Origin of the sequence: Microbacterium sp. Y-01 (assembly GCF_003856715.1) — a bacterium.
GTDB classification, from domain to species: domain Bacteria; phylum Actinomycetota; class Actinomycetes; order Actinomycetales; family Microbacteriaceae; genus Microbacterium; species Microbacterium algeriense.
This window is the reverse complement of record NZ_CP024170.1, coordinates 2,537,371-2,562,021: the sequence shown is the minus strand read 5'-3', so window position 1 is coordinate 2,562,021 and position 24,651 is coordinate 2,537,371. Positions and strand designations below refer to the sequence as shown.

Below are 24,651 nucleotides of genomic sequence, written 5' to 3'. Positions count from 1 at the left end.
CTCTTGGTGCTGGGATACCCCGTCCCAGCGGGGTGAGGAGGGAAAAGGAGGAAACCCTCTCACCCAGTCATAGGCAGATCAGTGGAGCGGCGCCGAGTAGGTGATCTGGTTGGACAGGTTGTAGGCGGCTCCGCTGGTGTTCGCCTCGACGTAGGCGAGAGCAGCCGCCGAGTCAGCCGTGGCAGGGTACGCGGCCTGGTATGCCTCGGCCACGTCGAGCCAAGCGGCGTTCCGTGCACGGGTGCCGATCGCGTGGGCCATCGACTCGTCAGAGTTGGCCAGAGCGTCCTGCAGGATGTCCATCGCCTCCTGCTTGTCGGTGATCTTGCGGACACGGTCGGCGGCGTCGCGACGGAGCAGCACGCTGTTCGCGTCGGCGGGCTGGTTCCCGCGCAACTCACGCTCGATGGTGTCGCGCAGACCCTTCTCGTAGGTGACCTGCTCGTCCTTGATCGCGTCGAGCTTGGCCCTGGTGTCCTTGTCGAGGGCTTCGAGCTTGTCCTTCTTCGCGAGGTCGGACGTCATCGGGTCGGCCTTAATCGCCTGCTTGGTGGAGTCGTGTGCGGCCTTGACGGCGCTCGCCCGCTCCTTGTAGCCGCTCTGCGCCTTGGGGAGGCTCGTCTCGACGGATGCTGCGGTGTGCTTAGCCATGATGTGTTCCTTCTGCTTCTACTGGGTTCCGGGAATCCGTCCCGGTGCGGTGTCTGTGGGGTGGTGCGGGTGTCTCGGTGGGTATCGCTGAGCGTCCCGCTGGGTCGTTGGGGTGGTGTGGCCTAGGTGCTGGCCTGCCGGGGTGGCCCCGGGAGCGTCCTGGGACCGGCAGGCTGTTTGCCCTTCTGCGTGTGTCGATGCCCTCCCCAGAACCCCATCCGGACGTCTGCCGTGGTGGCGTAGGTGTCGCACAGGTCGAGCACCTTGCACCCGGCGCAGAGCGACTCGCAGAAGGCATGATCTTCGGGGCTGAGCCGGTCAGTCGTGGTGAACATGGGGTCATCCCGACAAGGGGGCTCGTATTCCTGCAAGGCCTCATCGAGTGCATCCCACGCGTCCTCGGGAGTCACTGGCTCGGCGCCCTGTACGCACGAACAGTGCGGACCATGAACAGGTCGGGAGAGACCTCGACCTGACGCCGGACCTCGACCATGCGAACCTTCCGGCGCTTCCGTCCGTAGTAGAGCAGCGCTCTCACGGTCGCCCGAGTAAAGCCGGTGGTGTCCACGAGGTCATCGACCGTGTGCGTGCCGTCGTTGAGCAGCGCGCGAATCTCCGCCCACACGGCGCTCAGTTCAGGCGCGCGCTCGTCGCCGCCGTTCAGGACTACCTCGACGTAGGGGTTATCGATCTCGGCTGTCTCGGTGCGGATGGTGTCAGTCATGATTTAGATGTCCTTCTTCGGTAGATGAGGCGGAACGCGGCTGAAGTCGTAGTCGGCCGATTCCGCCTGAGCGTGATGCTCGGTTGCCCCTTGGCCAAGAGACCGGCAGATTGCGCGTACAGAGAGGCGTCGCGTGCGTTTCGTGCGTGGGGGGTGTGTCTTCCGGTGCGGTGGAGTACTCGGCCACACAGCCGGTGAGGTGTAAACCACCCCCCAGACCCACCCCCAGAGATTGGGGTTGAGCCGCCCCCCGCTTAGCCACCTACCCCACCCCCTCCTCTCTTTTAAGAGAGGGGGGCGGTGGTGGTGGTTGTGCTGGGTAGTGGTGGTCAGGAGGTAGGCAGTGAGTACCATTTCGACTTCCCGTTTCCTTCGTCACGCAGAACCACGCGCTCGGCCTTGGTCGCTTTCTTGAGCTCCTCGGCTGCCGTGTGTTTGGTGATGCCCTTGATGCCCGCGTTGATGATCTGAGACGACCTGCGTTCGCCGGGTTCGTTGCCGTCGATTTCCTCGCCCTTGGCGACTGCCTCCATGTCCAGTTCCTTCTGCTTTTTGAGCCACTCGACCAGCCGGTCGTAGAGGACCGTCTTGCTCTCCTCGGGTACGTCCGTCTTGAACTCCAGGCGCTTGAAGTCGTCCATCAGGACCACACCTCGGGGGATGTTCACGTCACGGCCGTACGCCTGGAAGTAGTGGATCGATGTGGGGTCGTTGACCTCCTGCAGGGTTCCGTTCCAGATGGCATCGGGCCACCCCAACAGGCGGCTATCACCGGAGGCGCGCTGAGCACCATGGCCGTAGTGGTGCACGATCAGCCCCTCGCTGATGCCCGCCTCGACCTTGAGCGCTGCGAACGCCTGGAGGAACTCACCCAGCTCGTTCGATTCCTTGAGTCCGATCGCGTCGATGATTGGTCGCAGCGGGTCCAAGATGAGTACCTCGGCACCGGCGTCCTCGATGATGCGCGCCCACAGCGCCCGTGTGGCGTCGTCGGTGATCCGGAAAGCACCAGCCCTGCCCCGCATGGGTACGAGCGCCATGTTGCGCCTGTTGCGGATGCTCTGCTCCCGCATCCAGTCCTGGAGCATGTGCTCCGACATCTCGAAGTCGAGCAGCGCTACCGTCCGTGTCTCGACCACTTCGAAGTGATCCATGAACGGGTCGCCGTCAACGAGCGAGCGGGCAAGGTTGCCGACGATGGTCGTCTTGCCACCCTTGCTCTGTGCTGCGAGTAGGACGTTGCCGTCCGCCTGCCACAGGCCGTCGATCAGGTACTTCTGCGGAGGCATCTTGCGGCGCAGGAACCGATCCAGCGTCTCCAGCTTCGGAATCTCCAGCGCGCCCGCCTTCTCCTCGGCCAGGCGACGCTTAGCCTCCTCCCCGATCTGGATCGAGCGCACCCGTTCCTCGACGGCCTCCTCGTAGTCCTTCTGCGCGATCAGCGCCTTCTCTTCTGGCGTGAGGGTGCCATCTCCCGAGGCAGGTTTCGGCTTCCGGACAGGACGCTTCCTGGGAGCGCCACTGCGGCTAGACGGTGCGGAGGTCATGCTGATGCCTTTCTCACGGACTCGACGATGCGGCGAGCCTCCTGCGGCGTGAAGCCGAGATCCTCTGCGGCCTCGATGAGCCGGTTCATCTGACGCTCGGGTGCCCCCTGCTCCACAGCCCTGCGAACTGCCCAGTGATAGGCGTCGTGCCGCTGGCCCTTCTCCTGCCGACGCACGTAGGCGATCAGCGCACTGACGTCCCGACCGTTCCCGGCTCCGCGAGTGATGTGCACCTTCGGTCGGATGAGGCGGACAACCTCAAGGGGGAGTCGTGCCACGGGTACGTCGTCACCCCAGCGGTAGCGCTTGCCGGTGTCGGGGTGCACGCTCGGCGGCATGACCACCTGTGCGCGCGTGAGCACGTCGATGCCAGCGGGCATGCGCACCTTGGTCGTCTTCGGGAACGGGCGGAGGTAGTGAAGATGCACCGAGCCGTCTCCCCGGCCGGACAGGATCGAAAGCGTAGGTGGCATCTTGACCCCGGCCAGGTCTTCCAGAGCTTCGAGAGAGCCACCGTTGTGCGGGTCGATGTCGATCACGACGTGGTTGAGCGGGATGACCGCGCCGACGTTGAAGTCCTGCTCGGCCCACCAGCCCTTGATCGTGTCGCGGTCGGTGGTGGCCTCTTCCATCCAGCCGGGGAGGAAGGGCTTCTTGCCGTTGAGTGGGACCACGCGCCAGCCCGCACGGGCCAGTCGCAGAGCAGCGCCTACCGGGACCGTCATCGTTCGGCCCTGCCATCAAACACGTAGTCGATGACGACGTTGAGCCAGTACTGACCCAGCAGCGCATCGAGCGCTACGGACTCCTCCCACACGATGCCGGGGCGTGCCACCAGCTCGTCGTGGATGGCGCTGAGGACGCGGGTGACCGCCATGCGCACGCGGGCATCGGTGACCGGCGACCAGCTATCGCGAGTGCCGACGCCTGCCACCTTGACCTTCAGCCGGCGAGCGGCCTCAGCTTCGATGGTCCCGTCTCCCAGAATCGCCTTGATGCTCTGGTCTGCGGCGATCACTGGTCGGCCCCGCCGTCATCGCTGGGGTCATCCTCATCGTCGTCCTGCTCGATCACGAGGTACAGCCGGAGTGGCTCATCCGGGGCGAAGTAGACGACGCCCTGGCAGTCCTGGCACTTCGGGAAGGTGCGGTCGGTGGTGGTGAAGCCGCGTCCTGTGTGGTCTCGCCAGAGGTCTTCCAGACCCAGCGCGAGACCCTCCTTCGTCGGCCACGAGGCGAAGTCGTAGTTGAACGAGCCGTGGCTGCTGTAGACGTGGGTATACCCGTATGCATGCGTGGTGACGTCGGAGATGTTGATGGCACGCTCGGCCCACGGCTCGAACCATGCCAGGTCAGGCCCGAACTGAAGCGCGTTGTTCGCTTCGGTCTCAGTGAGGGAGTGCTTGCTCGGGTAGTCGGCGGGGAACTTCTTCATCGCTGACCCCCTGCCTTGAGGAGAGTCGTCAGCGTCCTGATCTGGCCGGGGTTCAGGGGTGGCGCGGTTGTGAGTGCGCGGTCGATGGCATCGGCGATCTGCGCCTCTGCCAGGTTGCGGCGTGCAACGGTCTCCCGCTCGGGGTCCTTGAGTCGGACAGCGACAGCGACGTGCGCCGACGCAGTGAGCGTGCGAGTGATAGTAGCCATGGGAGCTTTCCTTCAGCGAAGTACTGACTCCCGCTGAGGAGCTCGACCAGGGGCTCTGATCTAGGCACCGGGGCTATGTCCGTCCCGCGTACGGCTCCCACCGGCTTGTAAGCCATGAAATGTGACCGTGCCTTGTATCCCGCCGATCACCAGCGGTATTCAGTTGTAAAGTCTGCCGGTGCTAGACCGTCAGGTGCTTGCCTTCGTCTGCGGCGAGCTGGAGCTTCTGCTGAAGCTCGTCGTGAGTGTACACCGGACGGTTGCCGCACTGGCACTCAAACACGGGGCGTGGTCGTATCTCGATCTTGCCTTCGTCGTTCATTCCTCCGGCCCAGTCCTTGCCAGAGTCGGCGTGGTCGATCCGATCCCAGAAAGTACCCGACTCGGACCACTCGTAGCGGGCGATCTCACGACGAGAGTGTGCATGCCGGGACGTGCCCCTGCAGAGCACCTTGATCGTGTATCGCTGGTTTGCCATGCCATAAGCCTTGCCGACCGGGGCCATCTCCGCTCGTCAGGAAATGCCGCAAAATGACGCCGTGCATAGCGGCCGTAGGGAAAGACTCGCTGCAAACTTGTGGCGTGCCTCGGCGTGTCGCAGGCCAGCAACGGCTCTCTGCGACCGCCTGCGTCGTTCGGTGGTCGCGGGTACGGCGTAACGCGCAGACGCCCGTTTGTGCCCGGAGGGCTCAGCTACGCCAGACCACCTGCACGGTGTCGGGGTCGAACGCCTTCCCGCTCCCACTCGGCAGGATCGTCACCGTCACGAGGGTGTCCATCACCGCGCGCTTGACATCCATGCTGAGGCCATGCCACACCTCGCCCGCGTTGGCTCCGATCAGATCGGCAGGTATAGCCGGGGGGAGTGCGGCGTCCAGTGCGGTGGCGGCTTGTGCGCGGTCAGCTCTCAGGCGTTCGGTGATGCGCGTGAGCTGTGCCGCGTCGATCGTGCCTGCCGCAAACATGTCGGCCGCGTTGGTCAGGCGCGCGTCGATAGCCTCGATAGAGTCGCGAGCCTCTTGCAGAGCTACCGGGTCGCCCGTCGCGAAAAGCTGTGCGGCGTCGGGCATTTCCAGTCGCCCAACCACGATGCCCTCGACCATCTTGTCCACCAGATCCTGAATGCGGCGCACGCGGTAGCACGCACTGCACACGTAGCTCGGAGGCTGACGCTTGGTCCCGCCGGACTTGGTGGTCGTCTTACGGCCTACGGCGCGCACCATCACACCGCCGCACAACACTGGCTCGCCCTTGTCGTCCAAAGTGCCGGTCGGGCGTCCGCAACGGGCGATGCCTCCCAGCAGGTACTTGGGTGCTCTGCCCACGGGGGCGGTCCGTCTAACAGGGTCTGTCAACGCGGCCTTCAATCGTTCGTGCGTGTCCTCGTCAATCACACGAGGGGAATCGTCTGGCGTGCGGCCCACGACCTGGCCTCGGTGGACCGTCAACCCTGCCAACGAGGGGCGAAGTAGTAGTTGCTTGAGGGTGGTGCTGTTCCACTTTGCACCACGGCCAGGGGTCGGGATGCCCTGTGCATCGAGGTCCTTGCAGATCGCTCGTAGCGATTCGCCATGGAGTACGCGCCTCACTGCCGACCGGATCGTCGCAGCCTCAGCGTCGTCCAGGACCACGGTGGTACCCGCACGCCGGTATCCGTATCCGACGCGTCCAGTGCGGACCCCATTAGCGGCGCGTTGCACGTTTGCGGCGACCTGGCGCGTGGCCTTCTGCTCGCCCTCGTACTGGCTCCATGCGGCAACGGTTCGCGCTACTGCACGGCCAGCCGGTGTCGTCAGGTCCAGGGTGCCTGCCGTGACGGTGTAGACCGGCACGTTCAGTGTGATCACCCGCTCGAGGTCCCGGGTCAGACGCAACAAGCGGTCTTGATGCCAAGCGATGATGGCCGTGGGCTTGGTCTTCAGCATGGCCTCGAAGCCGGGACGAGCCTTGCCGCTGGTGGCGCTGATGTCGTTGTCCGAGTGCACCGCCATCACCTTGAGTCCGAGACGGTCGGCCAGCGCGCGGCACTCCTGCTCCTGGCGAGTCACGGCCAGCGCCTCACCAGTGCGGTCGATGCTGACGCGGGTGTATATGACGCAATCCATAAAGGTACTTTAATACCATGCTCTAGCCCCTGGTCTTCCTCATCCTCCCGCTCTCGGTGCTCTTCGCCGTCTACCCCGGCCTGTTCATCCTCCGGCTCGGCATCGGCTGATCCGCTCACGAAAGGAACACCATGACGACACGATCAGAGACCTCCCCGCGGCCAAGACGAGAACGCGGGAGATGGCTCCGCGAATTCGCGCGCGACGAGTCCGGCGACGTCCCCGGGTGGGTCCTTGTGACGCTGATGACGGCGGGTCTCGTGGTGCTCATCTGGGCCGTCGCTGGTCCGGCGTTGACCTCGCTCTTCGAGCAGGCGATCCAACGCGTGTCGGGGCTGTGAGATGCGCGTCGGGGTTCCGTTGGCGGACGACCGGGGCTCCAGCGCGGTGGAGTTCCTCCTGGTCGGGACGCTGCTCACCGCGCTGACCCTCGCCGTGCTTCAGCTCGCGCTCGCGGTGTATGTCCGCAACGTCGTGCACGACGCCGCGGTGGAGGGGGCGTATCACGCCGCTCTCGCCGACACCGGGCCGGTAGACGGGGTTGCACGGGCGCGGGCAGTGATCACGCGTGCGGTGGGCGCGGAGTACGCCGAAGACATCACGGTCGTGACGTCCGGCGTGCCGCCGCACGAGACGATCGACGTGCAGGTGCGCACGACCTTCCCGCTGATCGGGCTGATCGGCGTGCCGTTCGGGATGGAGGTGGCGGCGCATGCGCCCGCTGAGACGTTCGGCGCTCCATGACGACGCCGGTTCCGCGGCCCTCGAATTCGTCACGGTCGGTGTGATCCTCCTGGTGCCGCTGGTGTACCTGGTGATCGCACTCGGCGCGATCCAGGAGCAGACTCTCGGTGCGGAGGCGGCGGCACGTCACATCGCGCGCACGATCGCCCAGGCCCCCGACGCCGAGAGCGCTGCCGCGCGCAGCGATGCCGTGCTCGCGGGCGTCGTCGATGAATACGGTCTCGACGAGGGCGCCGTCCGGGTGTCGATCGCGTGCACGAACCCTGCCGTGGCATGTCCGTCACCCGGAGCGACGCTGGTGGTCACCGTCGCGACACGCACGCGCCTGCCCCTCGTGCCCGACCTGCTCGGGCTGGACCGGTCCACGGCGGTGCCGGTGCAGGCGGACGCGGTGCAGAAGATCTCGCGGATGTGGGGGACCGGATGAGGTTCCGGACCGGCGGCCGGAGGAGCCCGGAGGAGGGGAGTGTGATGTTGCTCACTCTCGGGTACGTTCTGCTTGCGCTGGCGCTGCTGTTCGTGTGCGTCTGCGCCACGGACCTCTACATCGCGCAGAAGCGCCTCGATGCCCTCGCGGACTCCGCGGCGCTCGCCGGAGCCGATGGTTTCACGCTGGAGGTGCGCGACGGCGCCTTCCGTGCGGAGCTGACCGACGCGGGCGTGCGCGATCAGGCGACCGCAGTGGCGACGGCGCTTCCCGGGGAGGCGTCGATCGTCGCGGCGGGGACGCCCGATGGAGTGTCCGCCCGCGTCACGGTGACGACGGACTGGCACCCGCCGTTGCTGTCGCCCTTCGTCCCGGACGGCGTGCGGCTCGAATCGACCGCGACCAGCCGCACCGCACTGCGGTAGTTGAGCGGACTCACCGACGTCAGCGGAACGACAGCCCGTCACAGCTGACCGCGTCGGCGAAGTCGTCGTCCGCGATCTCGCTCCTGACCTCTGCCGTGTAAGCGCGCTTCGGAATCACTGCGACTTCCGCCATGGTGGCACTGTCCACGACCGCGTCGTCTGCGCAGCTCGCCACGACGATCCATGCGGTGTCGTCGCCGCCTTGCTGGTACGTCGCCTCGAGGCCTACGCGGGGCGAGACATCCTGGGTGAGCAGCGTCGTCGTATCTCCCACGTGTTCTGAAACCTCCTCAAGAGACTTCCCGACCGTCTCGTCGATCGGCAAAGAGGACGTGGCGCAGCCCGTGAACGCCGCCGCCAATGCGACCCCGGACGCACATGTGGCAACACGCATCAGAGCCCGCACGAGATTCCGTTCGCGGAGGGGTCGTAGGCCTGAAGCTGGGAACTCGTCCCTACGGTCTTCCACCGTGTCGGCCCGACGCGCGGCTTGTAAGCCTGCTGCTTCTGGACTTTATAGGTAAACCGTGTTCCCAGAGCGCGCGCATGCCAGATTTGACCCGCCCTGAGTTTGGGAGAGTCGCAGCCCACCGTGGTCGTTTCCGAGTCCGCCGAGCTGATGCTGAGACCGACCGCTACGTCCGCGCGAGTTGCGCCGAGGCTCGTTCCGAGCGTGCGAGTAACGCTCTTGCCTTTGGAGATGCCGCAGCTGCCACCGGCTGAGGTGATCTTGCAACTGGCAAATATCGTTCCTGTGACGTGGAGCGTGGCGCTCTTGCTGATGACGTTGTAGCGATAGACGGTGGCGCTGGCGGGTTGAGCCACCCCGAGGGTAAAGGCAGCGACGCAGACGAACGCGATGACGGTCGCCGTGGTGCTGCGGCGTGCCAGGCGGCGGCCCTGAACAGTTGATGTTGAGATCATGGCTCGAAGTGTACTCATGTGAGTACGGAAAGTCGACGCGCGACGATGAAATGCGTCATTTTGAGAGCGCCGCCGTGTGCTGATCCAAGACGTCCCAGCCCTATGTACGCGATCCCGCCAACCGCACGAAGGCGACGAGGACTCCGGCGGCGAGGGCGCCGAGGCCGCCGAGGGCCATGTCGCCGATGGTGTCCTCGTAGGTGACGAAGATCTCGTCGGTGACGAACGTGCGACCGGCCCACTCGATCATCTCCCAGACGGCGCTGACGGCGAGCCCGAGGATCGTGCAGAGGACGACGGGGATGCGGCGGCGGAACTCCGGCGAGTCCTGGGCGGGGACGATGCGGAGCCGCGCGAGCACCAGGTAGCCCGTCGCGGCGATCGCTCCTGTGCACACGAAGTGCACCACGAGGTCCCACCCGGGCACCGACCGGTAGAGGTCGAACACGTTGCTCGCCGCCGCGACGAGCACGGTCACGCCGATGGCGAGGTCCACCCCGCCACGCATCCCGAGCGCGCGCGGGAGCATGAGCGCGGGCGTGGCGAGAGCGAGGATGCCGGCATCGGTCGGGGTGGACCAGATGGCGGCCACCAGCACGCTGAGCACGCCGATCGCACGGATGGCGTCGGCGCCGTACTCCGCGACGGTGCGCGGACGACGGAGGAACTCCTCTTTCACGGTGCCTCCTCTGGGCGGTCGGGGGTGGCGGTGTCAAGGTCGAACAGGACCTGCACGGGGAGATGGTCCGACGGCCAGCCGCCCTCATACCGCCGCGCGTTGATGCCCGCACGACGCACCCGGAGCTCGGGCGAGGCGAGGATCCCGTCGATGCGCCGTCCAGGCCGCGGGGGACGGTAGCGCGCGAACGTCCCCCAGGCGGGGGTCCGCCGGGATTCGGCCCCGGTCCACGCGTCGGCGAGCAAGCCGCCGGACTGGAGGGCGCGCCATGGTGCGGAGCCGGCTCGTGCGTTGAAGTCGCCGAGGACGATGACCGGTGCGGCCGCCGCTTCGGCCCGGCGGTGGATCGCCTGCGCCTGTCGGAGCCGTGCCCAGGGCGAGAACGCATCGAGATGCGTGTTGAAGACGGTGACCTCGCGCCCCGTCAGCCGATCACGGAAGAGCGCGGCCACCACGACGCGCGGGAGGCTGAGCCACGACGAGGAACCCGGCCGTTCCGGATGGCGCGACAGGGCGTACTGACTCCCCGCGCGCAGCTCCAGCCGCTCGGCGTCGTAGAACAGCGGGCAGCCTTCGCCCCGGGGTCCGGGAAGCCGGCCGTGGCCGAGCATCCGGTACGACGGGCCGAGCGCATCGCGGACGACGGCCGCCTGTGCGGGCAGCGCCTCCTGCACGCCGAGCACGTGCGGTCGCTCCGCGCGCAGCAGCGCCGCGACGCGCGGTCGCCTCCTGGGCCACCGGTCTTCGGGTGGCCAGGCCAGGGCGCCGAGCTCGCGCCGCACGTTGAGGGTCATCACATGGAGGTCGGTGTCGGCGGCGGCTCCGAGGAGAGGCTCGGTCATCGCCGCGCTCCCGGAGCCGGGACGCCGAGGCGGTGGAACAGACGTCGCAGGCCGAGGCGCACCCAGCGCACCGGAGGGAAGTCCTCCGGCCAGTGCACGAGCACGGTCCGGAAACCGGCGGCGATACGACGGAGGAAGGCGCGTCCGCTGCCGAAGGGTCGCATCGAGATGCCCATCCCCGTTCCACCGATCCAGCGGATGCGGTGACGTTCGCCCACGTGGAAGGCGAGGTCCAGGTCGTCGTGCAGGCCAGGGTCTCGATGCACGCGGTCGCGGACGTCGAGCCAGGTCGACCGGCGCAGGGCGAGGTTCGACCCGAACAGCGGGGCGTGACCCAGCGCCGTGCCGCACACCAGCCCGTACGCGAGGAGATACACCGCGGCCAGAGGGCGGCGCAACGCCGGCGGCCCGTCCACGAAGTGCGCGCCGCCCGTCCACGCTCCGACGCGAGGGTCTCGTCTGCACGCCCCCACCATCCGCTCGACCCATCGCGGATCGGGGACGCCGTCGGCGTCCAGGCGCAGCATCACCTCGCCGGTCGCCGCGTCGTAGCCGGCCGCGCTCGCCGCGGGGATGCCGGGAGCGTCGCACCGGACGACGCGCGCCCCCTGTCGCGTGGCGACCTCGGGGGAGGAGTCGGTGGAGCCGTTGTCGACGACGACGATCTCGTCCGCCGGCAGCGTCTGCACGGCGAGAGCCCTGAGGCAGCGCTGCAGAGCTGCCGCGTCGTCCTTGACCGGGATGACCACGCTGACCGTGGGTTCGGGGGCGGCTGGTGTGGCGCGGTGCACGTCGTCTCCTCGCGGGTATCGCCTCAGCCTAGGGAGCGTCAGCGACCCTCACGAGCTGGTTGACACGCGGGAGGCTGCTGAGTACGGCGCTGCCGGGGTGCGCGCGAGTTCTTCCGGTCCCGACCCCTCAGGCGGGGTCCTCGGGCGGGGAGGCGTCCGGGGGAGTGCGCGGGACGAAGCGCGGGATCCAGCGCAGGAAGCCGAGTGCGCCGACGAGCCCGATCACGCCCATCGCTCCCGCGGCGAACGGCAGGGCTGCGACCGCGGTGATGCCGGACACGAGCAGCGGGGCGATCGCTCCTCCCGCGTCGGTGAGCGTCCGCCACGAGCCGAGGAACGCCGCCGGCTCGCGTTTCGGGGCGACGTCGGCGCCGAGGGTCAGCAGGATCCCGCTGGAGAGTCCGTTGCCGACGCCGAGCACGGCGGCGAACATGCCGAACCAGAGCACCGCGGCATCCAGGTCATGCGTGAACGACAGCGCGAGGAACCCCGCGCCCATCAGCACCATCGCGGGCATCGCTGCCCACAGCCGTCCGAAGCGATCCATGACCTGACCGCTCGCGTAGAACAGGGCGAAGTCGATGGCGCCGGAGACGCCGACCACGAGCGCGATCGTCGAGGCGTCCAGTCCGAGGGAAAGGCCCCACAGCGGCAGGACGACCTGACGCGCGGAACGGACCGCTGACAGGGACGCCGCCGCGAGCCCGAGGCGACCGAGCACCGCGCGCTGCCGCCACATGGTCTGGAAGATGCCGGCGCGCTCCACGGTCGGGATCGATCCGCTGACGGCCTCGCCTGAGTCCTCCAGGTAGCGCTCGCGGGTCGTCGAGGGCACCGGCGGGACGGTCTTCTCAGGGTCGGGGCCGAACAGCACGAGCAGCACCATGACGACGAGGCAGCCGAGGAAGAACCAGATGGCGGCGCTCTCGGTGCCGAACAGCTGCAGGAGTCCGGCGGCGACGAACGGGCCGATGAAGATGCCGAGCCGGAAGCTCCCGCCGAGCAGCGACAGCGACCGTGCCCGGAAGGGGACGGGCACGCGCGTGGTCATGAAGGCGTGCCGGGCGAGGCCGAACGCCGCCGCGCACAGACCGAGCACGAACACGGAGGCGGCGAACACCGCGAGGCTCGGCGCGAACAGCATGCCGAGAGCGGACAGGATGGCGATCACGCCGGCGATCACCATCGTGAACCGCTCGCCGATCTTCCCGACCGCCCACCCGGCAGGCAGGTTCCCGCACAGCTGGCCGACCACCAGAGCCGAGGCGACGAGGGCCGCGAAGGCGACATCCGCGCCCATCGAGACCGCCAGCACCGGGATCAGCGGGATCACCGCACCCTCGCCGAGCGAGAACAGGATCGTCGGCAGATACACCATGGGCCCGAACTGGCGGAGGACCGTCGATGCACTGCTCACGCCCTCACGCTACTCCTCGTCTGGCGTACCCCTCGTCGACACGTCCCCGCGCGAGCGGGCGGCACGTTAGGCTGAGGTGTCATGCTCGAACTAGATCTCTCCGCCGAAATCCAGGCGCTCAGGCACACCTTCGGCGACATCAGCGAGGTCGTCGATGTCTCCCGTCTCCGCGACGACATCGCGCGTCTCAGCGAGGAGGCCGGCGCTCCCGACCTCTGGGACGACACCGAGAACGCGCAGAAGGTGACCAGTGCGCTCAGCCACCGGCAGTCCGAGCTCGCGCGCATCACGGGCATCGCCCAGCGCCTCGACGACCTCGAGGTGCTCGTCGGACTGGCGAACGAGATGGGGGACGAGGACTCCGCCCAGGAGGCGCGCACCGAGCTCGCGGCCCTGACCGACCTGATCAACCAGCTCGAGGTGCAGACCCTCCTCGACGGCGAATACGACGAACGAGCCGCGATCGTCACGATCCGCTCCGGCGCGGGCGGCGACGACGCTACCGACTTCGCCGAGATGCTCATGCGCATGTACCTGCGCTGGGCGGAGCGGCACAAGTACCCCGTCAAGGTCATGGACACGTCTTACGCGGAAGGCGCCGGCATCAAGTCGGCGACCTTCGAGATCGACGCTCCCTACGCCTTCGGCACCATCTCGGTCGAGGCGGGAACGCACCGCCTCGCCCGCATCAGCCCCTTCGGCTCCGCGGACAAGCGGCAGACGTCGTTCGCCGCGGTCGAGGTCATCCCGCTCATGGAGGAGGCGACCGAGGTCGACATCCCCGAGAGCGACATCCGCGTCGACGTGTTCCGCTCCTCCGGCCCCGGCGGCCAGTCCGTCAACACGACCGACTCCGCCGTGCGCCTGACGCACCTTCCGACCGGCATCGTCGTGTCGATGCAGAACGAGAAGTCGCAGATCCAGAACCGCGCCGCCGCGATGCGCGTGCTGCAGACCCGACTCCTGCTGCTGCAGAAGGAGCAGGAAGCGGCGAAGAAGAAGGAGCTCGCGGGCAACATCACCGCGAGCTGGGGCGACCAGATGCGCTCGTACTTCCTCTACGGACAGCAGCTCGTGAAGGATCTCCGCACCGGCCAGGAGTCCGGCAACCCTGCAGCGGTCTTCGACGGCGACCTCGACGACTTCATCTCGGCGGGCATCCGCTGGCGCAAGCGCAAGGACGACGACGACTGAGTCCTGACTGACTCCATGACGAAGGGCCCCGGAGGATTCCGGGGCCCTTCGTCATGCAGCGGACGTCAGTACCCGGCGCCGCGGAGCGTGCCTGTGACGTCTTCGTAGCTGAAGACGATGCAGTGGACCGTGCGGTCGTCCGCGCGGGCCCAGGAGCTGCGGGTCGGCTGATACGAGTAGACGTCGAGCACCGACGACTCGTAGGGGACGCCGACGAACGCCTCGAACTGCGCGATGCACCCGTCCCAGGCGATCTCGTAGAGCGGGTCGTCACCGGGGAACTCGCCCTCGCCCTCGACCTGGAAGATGTAGTAGATCTCATCCGTGTGGGGCTGCTCGCACGGCACCACCGGGAGGTCGTAGATCTGGTCCTCGGCGTCGTACTCGACCAGCGGCAGGCAGTCGCCGACCTGGAGCTCCGCGAACGGCACCATCTCCGCGCCCTCGATCGCGGAGGGGCCGTCGCCCGGCGCCGGTGTCGCCCCTTCGGCCGGCGGGCGGGCGCTCGGCGTGGCGAACGGCTCCGGGGCGCGGTCGGCGATCGACGTCGCGGTGAACGTGATGAGCGAGACGGCGACGGCCAGCACGGCGCCCACGACGGCGACGACGAGGCCGGTGATCCCCGGCCACTTCCGACCGCGGACGAAGAGCGAGACCAGCGACAGCACGGCTCCCACGGCGAGCAGCCCCCATCCCGCCAGCGCGATGGGCGGGAGGCACGCGACGATGACGCCGACGACAACGACGATGAGTCCGATGACCCCCAGGACGGGGAACCGCGACGGTGCCGACGGGCCGGGCTGCCCGACGCCGGGAGCTCCGGGGACCGTGCCGTACGGCGGGTACGCCGCGGCGGGCGCGGGCTCGGTGCGTGCGAACCCGGTGTCGGGGGAGGACGGTGCGGTGTACGGCGGCGCGAACGGCGCAGGCTCAGCGGTCGCGGACGCATCCTCCGAGGGAGTCGCCTCCGCTGCGGCTGCGACTGTCTCCCGCGCCGACGCATCGGCATCGGCTGCAGCGTCGGAGGGATCCGGCGCCGCGGGGGCGGGCTGGGGTGCTGTGACGACGTGCTGCGTCCACTGCGTCCCATCCCACCACCGCCGGTTGCCCGAGCCGTCGTCGTACCACCCGGCAGGTGTCGTCATCGCCGTTCCCCGTGTGTTCTTCTCGATCGTTGCGTGGAGCCTTCGCCCGGGCTCGCTGTCAGGCCGCGAAGCAGGCCGCGAGGGCCTCGGTGTCGCCGAGCACTTCGGCGAAGCCGTACGCCGCATCCACGTCGGTGAGCGTTCCGTCGCTCTCCGCGATGGTGCGCAGCGTGGCGTTGTCGAGGTCGGAGGCCACGAACATGTCGGCGATGCAGGCGATCTGCGCCTCGGTGTAGCCCTCGGCGCCGGTCGTCGCGAAGATCGCCGTCAGACCCTGCGCGACCTCGGCCGCCGTCGGACGCACGCCCTGGTCGACGTCATCCGGTCCCGTGGTCTCGGCCGGTGCGCTCGCCTCGATCGACGGCGAGGAGCTCGGGAGCCGGTCGATCTCCTCGCTCACTCCCTGCGCGAACGCGAACAGGTAGATGAACGACATCACCACGCCGATGATGGTGCCGACGACGGACAGGACGAGGCCTGCGATGCCCGGCCACTTCCGGCCCTTGAGGAAGAGCGAGATGATCGAGACCACGAAGGCCGCCGCGAGCAGGATGAAGCCCACGAAGCCGACGACGGGGATGAAGACCAGGATCGTGCCGAGCACGGCGAGCCCGAGACCCACGAGGCCGAGCACCGAGAGCTTCTTCGGGTCCTCCGGCGCCGGCTGTCCGTAAGGGGCGCCGGCCAGGTCGGACGGGGCGGCGGAGTACGCACCGGGGTAGCCGGGCGTCGAGCCCGGGTACGCGGGAGCGGAGTACGCGGGAGCCGAGGCGGAGTCGCCAGGGGCCGGGTAGCTCGTGGTCACGGCCGTGTCGTCCGCCGGTGTCGCCTCGGCGGAGGGAGCCTCGGCCTCGGGAGCGTACTGCTCGGTCCACTGCTGGCCGTCCCACCAGCGCTGTCGGCCCGATCCGTCGTCGTACCAGCCTGCAGGCGTTGACATGCGTCCCCCTCGAAGATTCATTCCGCCGCGGTGTGCCCGCGACGCATATCTCTGTATATCAGTGGGAGGTGACTCAGCGGGGCGGCGATGCGGAGAGGGATGTCGCCCGTGCCCCGGTCGCCCTGCGGCGTGCGGGGTGTCGCTCGCGGCCAGGAGAGAGGGCGCGCTTAGGCTCGAAGCGCCATGATTCGGTTCGAGAACGTCACGAAACGCTACCGCGGGACGTCGAAGCCCGCCCTCTCCGGTGTCGACTTCGAGGTGCAGCGCGGGGAGTTCGTCTTCCTCGTCGGGGCCTCGGGCTCCGGCAAATCCTCCTGTCTGCGGCTCATCCTGCGCGAGGACGTCCCCACGTCGGGCCGCATCGCCGTGCTGGGCCGTGACCTGCGTTCGCTCGCGAACCGCAAGGTGCCCTACTTCCGTCGCCACATCGGCTCGGTGTTCCAGGACTTCCGGCTGCTGCCGTCGAAGACCGTCTACCAGAACGTAGCCTTCACGCTTCAGGTGACGGGATCCTCGCGCGGCTTCATCCAGCAGGCCGTGCCGGAGGCGCTCGCGCTCGTGGGCCTCGACGGCAAGCAGAAGCGCATGCCGCATGAGCTCTCCGGCGGTGAGCAGCAGCGCGTCGCTATCGCGCGTGCGCTCGTCAACCGTCCGCAGGTGCTGCTCGCCGACGAGCCGACCGGAAACCTCGACCCCGCGACGTCGGTCGACATCATGCAGCTGCTCGCCCGCATCAACGCCGGCGGGACCACGGTGCTGATGGCGACGCACGAAGCGGGATTCGTCGACCAGATGCAGCGCCGCGTGATCGAGCTCCGCGACGGCGAGATGGTGCGCGACGAGGTCCACGGCGGATACGGAGACACCTCCAACATCCCCCGCCTCGTGCCGGAGGAGGTGCGCGGTGCCGCCGCGGCCGCAGCGCTCACAGCCGTGCAGGAGGTGCAGCGCCAGACCGCCGACCTCTCCGTGGTCCGAGCCGCCCTCGCCGAGGAGCTCCACGCGCAGCGGGTCGCAGCCGCCTCCGCCGACGATGCTCCGGTCGAGACGACGGCCTCCGCGACGACGGTCGAGCCGCCGGAGACCACCCGTCCGCAGGAGCCCGGCACCGCGAGCATCGTCGAGCCGCCCGCCGTCGTCGAGCCGCCCGCCGTGGTGGAGCCGCCTGCCGCGGAGCCGCCCGCCGTGGTCGAGCCCCCCGGAGTGGTCCGCCCCCGCACGCACCCGATCACGCTTCCGACGGTCGACGTCGCCGAGCTCGGGGTCGCCGACCGGCTCGGCCTCTCCGACGAGGACGACGAGGAAGTGGGCCCGACCTCATGAGAATCGGACTCATCCTGACCGAGGCCCTGGGGGGCCTCCGGCGCAACATCTCGATGGTCATCTCCGTCGTGCTCGTCACGTTCGTGTCGCTGACGTTCGTCGGTGCCGCCATCCTCATGCAGAACCAGGTCGGCGTGATGCGCGGATACTGGGCCGAACGCGCCCAGGTCGCGGTGTACATGTGCTCGGCGGTCTCCGAGTCGGACACCTGCATCGATGGGGCCGCGAGCGAGGAGCAGGTCGACGCCGTGCGTGCACAGCTGGAGGGGGAGGCGCTCAAGCCCCTCATCAGCTCGATGACGTTCGACACCAAGGAGGAGACCTACGCCAAGCTCGTCGCCCAGCTCGGCGAGGACCAGGCGAGCGTGCTCACCCCCGACCAGGCCTTCGAGGTGTTCTTCGTCACCATGAAGGACCCGGGGCAGTCGCAGGTGCTCGCCGAGGCCTTCAGCGGGCAGGCGGGCGTGGAGCAGGTCAAGGACCAGCTGCAGTACCTCGAACCGCTGTTCTCCGCGCTGACGGTCGCGACGTACATCGCCGTCGGCATCGCGGTCCTCATGCTCATCGCGGCGACGCTGCTCATCGGCACCACCATCCGCCTCTCCGCCTATGCCAGACGCAAGGAGATCGGGATCATGCGCCTGGTGGGCGCGTCGAACCGATTCATCCAGACCCCGTTCGTGCTGGAGGGCGTGTTCGCGGCCTTCCTCGGGTCGGCGCTCGCGAGTGCGGCGGTCGTGGCGGGCGTGCACTTCGGCGTGAACGGCTACCTGCGCGGCCGCGTGCCCTTCATCACCACCTGGGTGACGATGCAGGACGCGGCGCTGGTCGTGCCCATCCTGATCGCGATCGGCGTCGTGCTCGCCGCCTTGTCCGCCGGATTCGCGATCCGACGCTGGCTTCGCACCTGATAGCCTGAAAGGCTGCTCGGACGGAACGATCGATCGAGCTCATCACGGCACACAGGAGAGCACCATGCCCAGGGAACGCGGAGAGAAGGTCGTCGCGACCAATCGTCGCGCACGTCACGACTACAACATCGAGAAGTCGTACGAGGCGGGGATGGTGCTCACCGGCACCGAAGTGAAGTCGCTCCGTCAGGGGCGCGCCAACCTCAGCGACGGCTACGCGTTCGTGAAGGGCAACGAGGTCTTCCTCGATTCGGTGCACATCCCGGAGTACTCCCAGGGCCACTGGACCAACCACTCCGCGAAGCGCATCCGCAAGCTGCTGCTGCACCGGGAGGAGATCGCGAAGATCGCGCACGCGGTCTCCGCGGGCGGGTACACCCTCATCCCGCTGAAGCTCTACTTCTCGGACGGGCGAGCCAAGGTCGAGATCGCGCTCGCGAAGGGCAAGCGCGAGTACGACAAGCGCCAGACCCTGCGCGAGCGCCAGGACACTCGGGAAGCCGAGCGCGCGATGCGCCTGCGCAACCGCGTGGGGGAGTGACCTTCAGCGTCACATCCGCGGCGTGAAGCCGAAGACGCGCCCGAGGAATCGCAGCTCGCGTTCGAGGGCGTCGACGATCGTGTCCGCGCTGCGGAAGCCGTGGCCCTCGCTCGGGTACAGCACGTACTCGTGGTCGACGCCGCGCGCGGCGAGGGCGTCGCGGATGGCCTCGGACTGCGAGGGCGGGACGACGCGGTCCTCGCCGCCCTGCAGGAGCAGCACCGGCACGTCGATGCGGTCGGTGTGCGTGAGCGGCGACCGCTCGATGTACACGTCTTCGCTCTCCGGGAGCGGCCCGACCAGGCCGTCGAGGTAGGACGCCTCGAAGTCGTGGGTCTCGGCGGCCAGCATCCGCAGGTCGGCGACGCCGTAGCGGCTGATGCCCGCCGCGAACGCACCCCCGCGCACGAGCGCCGAGAGCACCGTCCACCCGCCGGCGGAGCCTCCGCGGATCGCGATCCGCTCGGGGTCGGCGAGGCCGGCGTCGGCGAGACCCCTGGCCGCGGCGATCACATCGTCGACGTCGACCACGCCCCACTGTCCGTCCAGGCGCTCCCGGTAGGCGCGGCCGTAGCCGGTGGAGCCGCCGTAGTTGACGTCGAGCACGCCGATGCCCCGGCTGGTGAAGAACGCGACCGCTGCCGAGGACGCCCCGGTCACGTGGGCCGTCGGACCGCCGTGGACCAGGACGACGTACGGCGGCAGCTCGTCGTCGGGAGCGGAGGCCTCGGGATGCGTCGGAGGGTACGCGAAGGCATGCACGGCGCCGTGGGGCCCGTCGACCTCGATCGATCGCGCCGGCGGCATCCAGCGCGCATCGACGGGCTCGCCGCCCCGCACGGCGACGATCTCGCCGGAGTCGACATCGACGCACCACAGGCCCGGGTCGACACGCGAGCCGTTCCCGGACAGCAGCACGCTCGTGCCCCTGGCGTCATCGATGCTGACGTGGCCGTCGGCGGGCGTGTCGATCGGCCGCACCTCGCCCTGCGCATCGATCAGCACGATCTGGTCGCGGCCGTTGGTGCGGACGGCGACGATCCTGCCGTCGTCGAGCGGCCGGTACCAGCGGTTGCCGAGCACCCACAGTCCGTAGCCGGTGTCGGCATCGGCCGGAGCCACCGGCAGCGGGGCTCCGGCCGGCACGACGCCGTCGAGCGCGACGCGGTGGAGCCCCCACCGGCCGTCCGGGTCATCCGCGAAGACCAGTTCGGCGTCGCCGATCCACTCCGGCTGCAGCGCAGCGCGGGAGCGGATGCTCTGCGGGCGGCCTCCGTCGAGCTCCGCGACCTGTACGCCGGCGCCCTCCCACGGCATGCGGCCGCGGTCCCAGGCGACCCAGGCGAGCCGGGTGCCGTCGGGCGAGAGCGCCGGGTGGGCGAAGAACCCGTCTCCCTGCACGATCACCCGGACGGCCGAGGCGTCCTCTGCCGCGGAGCCGTCGGTCGGGATCTCCACGATCCCGCGAGTGTGCGGGGTGGTCGACAGATCCTCACGCACGGCGAACAGGCGGCCCTGCCGGAGGTGCAGCCCGCCGTGTGAGGGGCCGGCCGGGGTGAGCGGCAGCGGATCGGCCGCCGGACCCTGCCGGTACACGCGCTGATCGCCCGCGTCGACGAAGTACAGCGTTCCGTCGTCGTCCGCGGTCCACGCGCCGCCTCCGTACTCGTGCACGCGCGAGCGTGCGCTCCACGGGGCGCGAAGCACCTCGGCTCCGGAGGAGCGTCGTACCGTGACGCGCCCCTTCTCCGCCGGGACGGACTCACCCCACCAGACCTCAGCGCCCACGAACCGGGCGCCGTCGATGCGCGGCGACGATGCCGCCACGGACGCGGCGGAGAAGGGCGAGGGCCAGCTACCGAAGGGAGACGACATGCCTCGAGCCTATGGGCCGGCGGCAGACGACGTCACACGCGTGCTCTCGCGTCAGACCGCGCGGAGGACCGCCACGACCTTGCCGAGCACCACGGCCTCGTCGCCGAGGATCGGCTCGAAGGAGGAGTTGCGCGGCAGCAGCCACGTGTGACCGTCCCGGCGCCGCAGCACCTTGACCGTCGCCTCGCCGTCGAGCATCGCCGCCACGATCTCGCCATTCTCGGCGTTGTTCTGGGAGCGGACGACGACCCAGTCGCCGTCGCAGATCGCGGCGTCGATCATCGACTCGCCCGAGACCTTGAGCATGAAGAGATCGCCCTTGCCGACCAGCTGCCGGGGGAGCGGGAAGATCTCCTCGACCTGCTGCTCGGCGGTGATCGGCACTCCGGCGGCGATGCGTCCGACCAGGGGGACGAGGGCGGCGTCGCCCACCGGTGTCGCGACATCGGCCGGGTTCTCGCCGCTGGCGCCGGGGAGGTCGATCAGCACCTCCATGGCGCGGGTCTTGCCCGGATCGCGCCGCAGGTACCCGCTCAGCTCGAGCTGACCGAGCTGGTGCGTGACGCTGGAGAGCGACTTGAGTCCGACGGCGTCGCCGATCTCGCGCATGCTCGGCGGGTAGCCGTGATGCGCGATCGAGTTCTGGATGACCTCGAGGATCGCCATCTGCTTGGGGCTGAGGCTCTTGCGACGACGCGTGCGCGGAGCCTCCGATTCGGGGGCGGAGTTCTCGCTCATGGTGCTCCTTCAGTGCGTGATCCCGACGTCCCTCTTCGAATGTCGGAGGCCCGTGGTGGGGTGTTCTCATCGAAACCGTATCCGAGAATCGCGCCGATCTGGAAGATCTGTTCGAGCGTGTCGGCCGATTCTCGGATCTGTTTTCGAAGAATACTTGACAGATGTTCGAACTCGAAGATAACTTCGGAACGTAGCTTCGCATTCACGGCTCCCGGCCGAGTCGCGAATGCGAACGCTACGCCAACTTCCCCGGCAGCCCACGGCTCCGGGTCAGGCTAAGGAGCACCACATGAGCAGCATCAGCTTCAGCACCGCAGCGGTCATCCCGACGTCGGCTCGTCCGACGACGCGACTCCGCCTGACGGCACGCGGTCGCGCCGTGATGCTCGGGCTGGCCTCCGTCCCGCTGGCGATCGGCATCGCGTTCGCGGCGCTCAGCGGCGGCTCCGCCGTGGCCTCCGGCGCGGATGCTCCTGCTGTCAGCGTCGAGACCGTCACGGTCATGCCGGGGGACACGCTCTGGTCGATCGCGAGCACGGTCGCCCCCGAGGTCGACCCGCGCGACGTGATCGGCGAGATCAGCCGCATGAACCTCCTCCACGGCGGAGAGCTGCAGATCGGCCAGGAGCTGGCGATCCCGGCGCAGTATACGAACTGAGAGCTGACGTCGTACGCCGCAACGTTGCCTCTCCTGTGCTGAGCGCCGCCTAGCATGGGAAGGGTGACCCTCTCCCTCAACGATCTTCCGCTGCGCGACGATCTGCGCGGACTCACTCCGTACGGTGCGCCGCAGGCTCCGCTCCCCATCGCGTTGAACGTGAACGAGAACACGCATCAGATCCCGGACGCGGTGGCGAGCGACATCCTCGACGACATCGCCGTGGCGATCCGCGACGTGAACCGCTACCCGGACCGGGAGTTCACCGCTCTGCGCGAGGCATTCGCCGAGTACCTCGGGCACGGCCTCGCACCGGAGCAGATCTGGGCGGGCAACGGCTCCAACGAGGTGCTCCAGCACATCCTCCAGGCCTTCGGCGGCCCCGGCCGCACCGCGTTCGGGTTCGCGCCCACGTATTCGATGTACCCGCTGATCGCGCAGGGGACCGGGGCGCGCTGGATCGCCGGCACCCGTCAGCCCGACTACACGATCACCCCGGAGGAGGCTGCGGAGCAGGTGCGCGCCGTCGACCCCGACGTCGTCATCCTCTGCTCGCCGAACAATCCGACGGGCACGCCGCTCGGACTGGATGTCGTCGAAGCCGTCTACGAGGCGGCGCGGGGAATCGTGATCGTCGACGAGGCGTATCAGGAGTTCGCTCCCCGCGACGCCGTGTCGGCACTGACGCTGCTCGATGGTCGCCCGCGGCTCGCGATCTCGCGGACCATGAGCAAGGCGTTCGCGTTCGCCGGCGCCCGCGTCGGCTATCTGGCCGCCGACCCCGCGTTCATCGATGCGCTGCGAATAGTGCGGCTGCCGTACCACCTGAGCGCCCTGACCCAGGCGGCAGCGGTCGCCGCCCTGCGCAACGCCGATGTGATGCTCGGCATGGTCGAGGACATCGTCGAGCAGCGCGACCGCATCACCGCGACGCTCGAAGCGCTCGGCTACACGCCGCACGAGTCCTGGTCGAACTTCGTCCTGTTCGGCGGCGTCGCCGATCCGCGCGCGACGTGGCAGCAGCTGTACGACCGCGGGGTGCTGGTCCGCGACGTCGGGATCCCCGGCCACCTCCGGGTGAGCGCGGGCACCGAGGCCGAGACCACCGCGTTCCTGGACGCTCTCGCCTCGATAGGATCGGCATCATGAGCACCTCCGCACCGACCCCGCGCACCGCGAGCCGCGTCCGCAGCACGTCGGAGTCCACCGTCGAGCTCGAACTCAATCTCGACGGCACCGGCGCGAGCCGCATCGACACCTCGGTGCCCTTCTTCGACCACATGCTCACGGCCTTCGCGAAGCACTCGCTCACCGACCTCACCGTGCGCGCCTCCGGTGACACGCACATCGACGCGCACCACACCGTGGAAGACGTCTCGATCGTCCTCGGTCAGGCCATCCTCGAGGCGCTGGGCGACAAGTCGGGCATCGCACGGTACGGCGACGCCCTGGTGCCTCTCGACGAGGCGTTGGCGCAGGCGGTCGTCGACATCTCCGGACGGCCGTACCTCGTCCACACGGGCGAGCCCGCCGGGTTCGAGCACCACCTCATCGGCGGGCACTTCACCGGCTCCCTCGTGCGCCACGCCTTCGAGGCGATCGCGTTCAACGCCGCGCTGACCGTGCACGTACGCGTCCTCGGCGGGCGCGACCCGCACCACATCGCCGAGGCCGAGTTCAAGGCGTTCGCGCGCGCGTTCCGTCAGGCGAAGGCCCTCGACCCGCTCGTCGACGGCATCCCCTCCACCAAGGGAGCGCTGTGAGCACGGCACCCCGCGTCGCCGTCTTCGACTACGAGTCGGGCAATGTCCACTCCGCCGTCAAGGCGCTGGCGGCCGCGGGAGCAGACGCTGTGCTGACGCGGGACCGCACCGCCGCGCTCGAAGCCGACGGCCTCGTCGTCCCCGGCGTCGGCGCATTCCAGGCCGTCCGCGACGCGCTCTCCGCGCACGGCGGCGACGAGATCATCGGCCGCCGGCTTGCGGGCGGTCGTCCCGTCCTCGGCATCTGTGTCGGCATGCAGGTGCTGTTCGAGCACGGCGTCGAGCGCGGTCACGACACGGCGGGCCTCGGCGAGTGGCCGGGCGCCGTCACCGAGCTCAACGCGCCTGTCCTGCCGCACATGGGATGGAACACCGTGGAGCCCGGCGCCGACAGCGTGCTCTTCCGCGGGATCGAGCAGGAGCGGTTCTACTTCGTGCACTCCTACGCGGCCCAGTCCTGGGAGCTCGATGTCATCCCGCCGTTCCCGCAGCCCGTGCTGACGTGGGCGACCTACGGCGACCCGTTCCTCGCCGCGGTGGAGAACGGTCCGCTCTCGGCGACGCAGTTCCACCCGGAGAAGTCGGGCGAAGCGGGGATCCAGCTGCTGCGGAACTGGGTCGGAAGCCTCTGACCCGGGCGGTGA

At 68.7% G+C, this 24,651-nt stretch carries 31 protein-coding genes; 12 read left to right on the top strand and 19 right to left on the bottom strand.

Annotation, left to right across the window (positions count from 1 at the left end):
- Positions 1–78: 78 nt before the first annotated feature.
- The 9 genes from CSX12_RS12195 to CSX12_RS12150 form a co-directional block, all read right to left on the bottom strand.
- Positions 79–651 (bottom strand): hypothetical protein, encoded by a 573-nt coding sequence (locus CSX12_RS12195; RefSeq protein WP_124895960.1) that lies wholly within the window; start codon positions 649–651, stop codon positions 79–81.
- Between the two features lie 406 nt (positions 652–1,057).
- On the bottom strand, positions 1,058–1,375 hold the full coding sequence (locus CSX12_RS12185) for a hypothetical protein (protein ID WP_124895958.1): 318 nt from the start codon (positions 1,373–1,375) through the stop codon (positions 1,058–1,060).
- Between the two features lie 329 nt (positions 1,376–1,704).
- Positions 1,705–2,922: an AAA family ATPase gene (locus CSX12_RS12180; protein WP_124895957.1), complete on the bottom strand. Its 1,218-nt coding sequence runs from the start codon at positions 2,920–2,922 to the stop codon at positions 1,705–1,707.
- The gene (locus CSX12_RS12175; RefSeq protein ID WP_124895956.1) at positions 2,919–3,647 is read right to left on the bottom strand and encodes a bifunctional DNA primase/polymerase; all 729 of its coding nucleotides are present in this window, start codon (positions 3,645–3,647) and stop codon (positions 2,919–2,921) included. The genes CSX12_RS12180 and CSX12_RS12175 overlap by 4 nt, the downstream gene beginning before the upstream one ends.
- Entirely contained in the window at positions 3,644–3,940 is a 297-nt protein-coding gene (locus tag CSX12_RS12170) for a hypothetical protein (RefSeq protein ID WP_124895955.1), read from the bottom strand. The genes CSX12_RS12175 and CSX12_RS12170 overlap by 4 nt, the downstream gene beginning before the upstream one ends.
- Positions 3,937–4,356, bottom strand: a complete 420-nt coding sequence (locus CSX12_RS12165; RefSeq protein WP_124895954.1) for a hypothetical protein — start codon at positions 4,354–4,356, stop codon at positions 3,937–3,939. The genes CSX12_RS12170 and CSX12_RS12165 overlap by 4 nt, the downstream gene beginning before the upstream one ends.
- Complete coding sequence (locus CSX12_RS12160) at positions 4,353–4,565, bottom strand: hypothetical protein (RefSeq protein ID WP_124895953.1); 213 nt, start codon at positions 4,563–4,565, stop codon at positions 4,353–4,355. Before CSX12_RS12160 ends, CSX12_RS12165 begins: the two co-directional genes overlap by 4 nt.
- Before the next feature lie 181 nt (positions 4,566–4,746).
- Positions 4,747–5,043 (bottom strand): hypothetical protein, encoded by a 297-nt coding sequence (locus tag CSX12_RS12155; RefSeq protein ID WP_204974088.1) that lies wholly within the window; start codon positions 5,041–5,043, stop codon positions 4,747–4,749.
- 211 nt (positions 5,044–5,254) lie between these two features.
- On the bottom strand, positions 5,255–6,670 hold the full coding sequence (locus CSX12_RS12150; RefSeq protein ID WP_124895951.1) for a recombinase family protein: 1,416 nt from the start codon (positions 6,668–6,670) through the stop codon (positions 5,255–5,257).
- A gap of 131 nt (positions 6,671–6,801) precedes the next feature.
- Between CSX12_RS12150 and CSX12_RS12145 the strand changes: the two genes are divergently transcribed.
- From CSX12_RS12145 to CSX12_RS12130, 4 genes are read left to right on the top strand one after another with little or no spacing between them, the layout of a single operon-like run.
- A complete protein-coding gene (locus CSX12_RS12145; RefSeq protein WP_124895950.1) occupies positions 6,802–7,011 on the top strand; it encodes a hypothetical protein in 210 nt (69 codons plus the stop codon).
- A 1-nt stretch (position 7,012) separates the two neighbouring features.
- Positions 7,013–7,414, top strand: coding sequence for a TadE/TadG family type IV pilus assembly protein (locus CSX12_RS12140; protein ID WP_017202461.1), 402 nt, complete (start codon positions 7,013–7,015; stop codon positions 7,412–7,414).
- Positions 7,383–7,841 (top strand): TadE family protein, encoded by a 459-nt coding sequence (locus CSX12_RS12135; RefSeq protein WP_124895949.1) that lies wholly within the window; start codon positions 7,383–7,385, stop codon positions 7,839–7,841. The genes CSX12_RS12140 and CSX12_RS12135 overlap by 32 nt, the downstream gene beginning before the upstream one ends.
- Before the next feature lie 44 nt (positions 7,842–7,885).
- On the top strand, positions 7,886–8,266 hold the full coding sequence (locus tag CSX12_RS12130; protein WP_206427164.1) for a hypothetical protein: 381 nt from the start codon (positions 7,886–7,888) through the stop codon (positions 8,264–8,266).
- Between the two features lie 19 nt (positions 8,267–8,285).
- Here the strand turns inward: CSX12_RS12130 and CSX12_RS12125 are convergent, their stop codons facing one another.
- The 6 genes from CSX12_RS12125 to CSX12_RS12100 all read right to left on the bottom strand — a co-directional run bounded on the left by CSX12_RS12125 (position 8,286) and on the right by CSX12_RS12100 (position 12,880).
- On the bottom strand, positions 8,286–8,660 hold the full coding sequence (locus tag CSX12_RS12125) for a hypothetical protein (RefSeq protein ID WP_206427084.1): 375 nt from the start codon (positions 8,658–8,660) through the stop codon (positions 8,286–8,288).
- Positions 8,660–9,190, bottom strand: coding sequence for a hypothetical protein (locus tag CSX12_RS12120; protein WP_124895946.1), 531 nt, complete (start codon positions 9,188–9,190; stop codon positions 8,660–8,662). The genes CSX12_RS12125 and CSX12_RS12120 overlap by 1 nt, the downstream gene beginning before the upstream one ends.
- A 100-nt stretch (positions 9,191–9,290) precedes the next feature.
- A complete protein-coding gene (locus CSX12_RS12115; RefSeq protein WP_124895945.1) occupies positions 9,291–9,869 on the bottom strand; it encodes a hypothetical protein in 579 nt (192 codons plus the stop codon).
- Positions 9,866–10,711 (bottom strand): endonuclease/exonuclease/phosphatase family protein, encoded by an 846-nt coding sequence (locus CSX12_RS12110; protein ID WP_206427083.1) that lies wholly within the window; start codon positions 10,709–10,711, stop codon positions 9,866–9,868. The genes CSX12_RS12115 and CSX12_RS12110 overlap by 4 nt, the downstream gene beginning before the upstream one ends.
- On the bottom strand, positions 10,708–11,502 hold the full coding sequence (locus CSX12_RS12105; RefSeq protein ID WP_124895944.1) for a glycosyltransferase family 2 protein: 795 nt from the start codon (positions 11,500–11,502) through the stop codon (positions 10,708–10,710). Before CSX12_RS12105 ends, CSX12_RS12110 begins: the two co-directional genes overlap by 4 nt.
- A gap of 127 nt (positions 11,503–11,629) precedes the next feature.
- Positions 11,630–12,880, bottom strand: coding sequence for an MFS transporter (locus CSX12_RS12100; protein ID WP_124896894.1), 1,251 nt, complete (start codon positions 12,878–12,880; stop codon positions 11,630–11,632).
- Positions 12,881–13,000: 120 nt separating this feature from the next.
- Between CSX12_RS12100 and prfB the strand changes: the two genes are divergently transcribed.
- On the top strand, positions 13,001–14,113 hold the full coding sequence (gene prfB / locus CSX12_RS12095; protein WP_017202446.1) for a peptide chain release factor 2: 1,113 nt from the start codon (positions 13,001–13,003) through the stop codon (positions 14,111–14,113).
- A 65-nt stretch (positions 14,114–14,178) separates the two neighbouring features.
- Here the strand turns inward: prfB and CSX12_RS12090 are convergent, their stop codons facing one another.
- Complete coding sequence (locus CSX12_RS12090) at positions 14,179–15,258, bottom strand: DUF2510 domain-containing protein (protein ID WP_164479580.1); 1,080 nt, start codon at positions 15,256–15,258, stop codon at positions 14,179–14,181.
- 58 nt (positions 15,259–15,316) lie between these two features.
- The gene (locus CSX12_RS12085) at positions 15,317–16,198 is read right to left on the bottom strand and encodes a DUF2510 domain-containing protein (RefSeq protein WP_124895942.1); all 882 of its coding nucleotides are present in this window, start codon (positions 16,196–16,198) and stop codon (positions 15,317–15,319) included.
- 183 nt (positions 16,199–16,381) lie between these two features.
- Here CSX12_RS12085 and ftsE point away from each other — a divergent pair, with 183 nt between their 5' ends.
- From ftsE to smpB, 3 genes are all read left to right on the top strand, one after another.
- Positions 16,382–17,521, top strand: a complete 1,140-nt coding sequence (gene ftsE, locus CSX12_RS12080; protein WP_124895941.1) for a cell division ATP-binding protein FtsE — start codon at positions 16,382–16,384, stop codon at positions 17,519–17,521.
- Positions 17,518–18,432: a permease-like cell division protein FtsX gene (ftsX, locus tag CSX12_RS12075; protein ID WP_124895940.1), complete on the top strand. Its 915-nt coding sequence runs from the start codon at positions 17,518–17,520 to the stop codon at positions 18,430–18,432. The genes ftsE and ftsX overlap by 4 nt, the downstream gene beginning before the upstream one ends.
- Before the next feature lie 64 nt (positions 18,433–18,496).
- Positions 18,497–18,973 (top strand): SsrA-binding protein SmpB, encoded by a 477-nt coding sequence (gene smpB, locus CSX12_RS12070; protein ID WP_017202440.1) that lies wholly within the window; start codon positions 18,497–18,499, stop codon positions 18,971–18,973.
- A gap of 9 nt (positions 18,974–18,982) precedes the next feature.
- On the opposite strand, the gene CSX12_RS12065 is transcribed toward smpB, so the two are convergent.
- Both CSX12_RS12065 and lexA read right to left on the bottom strand, forming a co-directional pair.
- Positions 18,983–20,848 (bottom strand): prolyl oligopeptidase family serine peptidase, encoded by a 1,866-nt coding sequence (locus CSX12_RS12065; protein ID WP_124895939.1) that lies wholly within the window; start codon positions 20,846–20,848, stop codon positions 18,983–18,985.
- Positions 20,849–20,899: 51 nt separating this feature from the next.
- Positions 20,900–21,586 carry a transcriptional repressor LexA gene (lexA, locus tag CSX12_RS12060; protein ID WP_017202438.1) on the bottom strand — a complete coding sequence of 229 codons (687 nt, stop codon included), beginning with the start codon at positions 21,584–21,586 and terminating at the stop codon, positions 20,900–20,902.
- A gap of 289 nt (positions 21,587–21,875) precedes the next feature.
- Between lexA and CSX12_RS12055 the strand changes: the two genes are divergently transcribed.
- The 4 genes from CSX12_RS12055 (at position 21,876) to hisH (ending at position 24,639) form a co-directional block, all read left to right on the top strand.
- A complete protein-coding gene (locus CSX12_RS12055) occupies positions 21,876–22,244 on the top strand; it encodes a LysM peptidoglycan-binding domain-containing protein (protein ID WP_017202437.1) in 369 nt (122 codons plus the stop codon).
- 63 nt (positions 22,245–22,307) lie between these two features.
- On the top strand, positions 22,308–23,393 hold the full coding sequence (locus CSX12_RS12050; protein ID WP_124895938.1) for a histidinol-phosphate transaminase: 1,086 nt from the start codon (positions 22,308–22,310) through the stop codon (positions 23,391–23,393).
- Positions 23,390–24,007, top strand: a complete 618-nt coding sequence (hisB, locus tag CSX12_RS12045; protein WP_017202435.1) for an imidazoleglycerol-phosphate dehydratase HisB — start codon at positions 23,390–23,392, stop codon at positions 24,005–24,007. The genes CSX12_RS12050 and hisB overlap by 4 nt, the downstream gene beginning before the upstream one ends.
- The gene (hisH, locus tag CSX12_RS12040; RefSeq protein ID WP_124895937.1) at positions 24,004–24,639 is read left to right on the top strand and encodes an imidazole glycerol phosphate synthase subunit HisH; all 636 of its coding nucleotides are present in this window, start codon (positions 24,004–24,006) and stop codon (positions 24,637–24,639) included. The genes hisB and hisH overlap by 4 nt, the downstream gene beginning before the upstream one ends.
- The last annotated feature ends 12 nt before the right edge of the window (positions 24,640–24,651 follow it).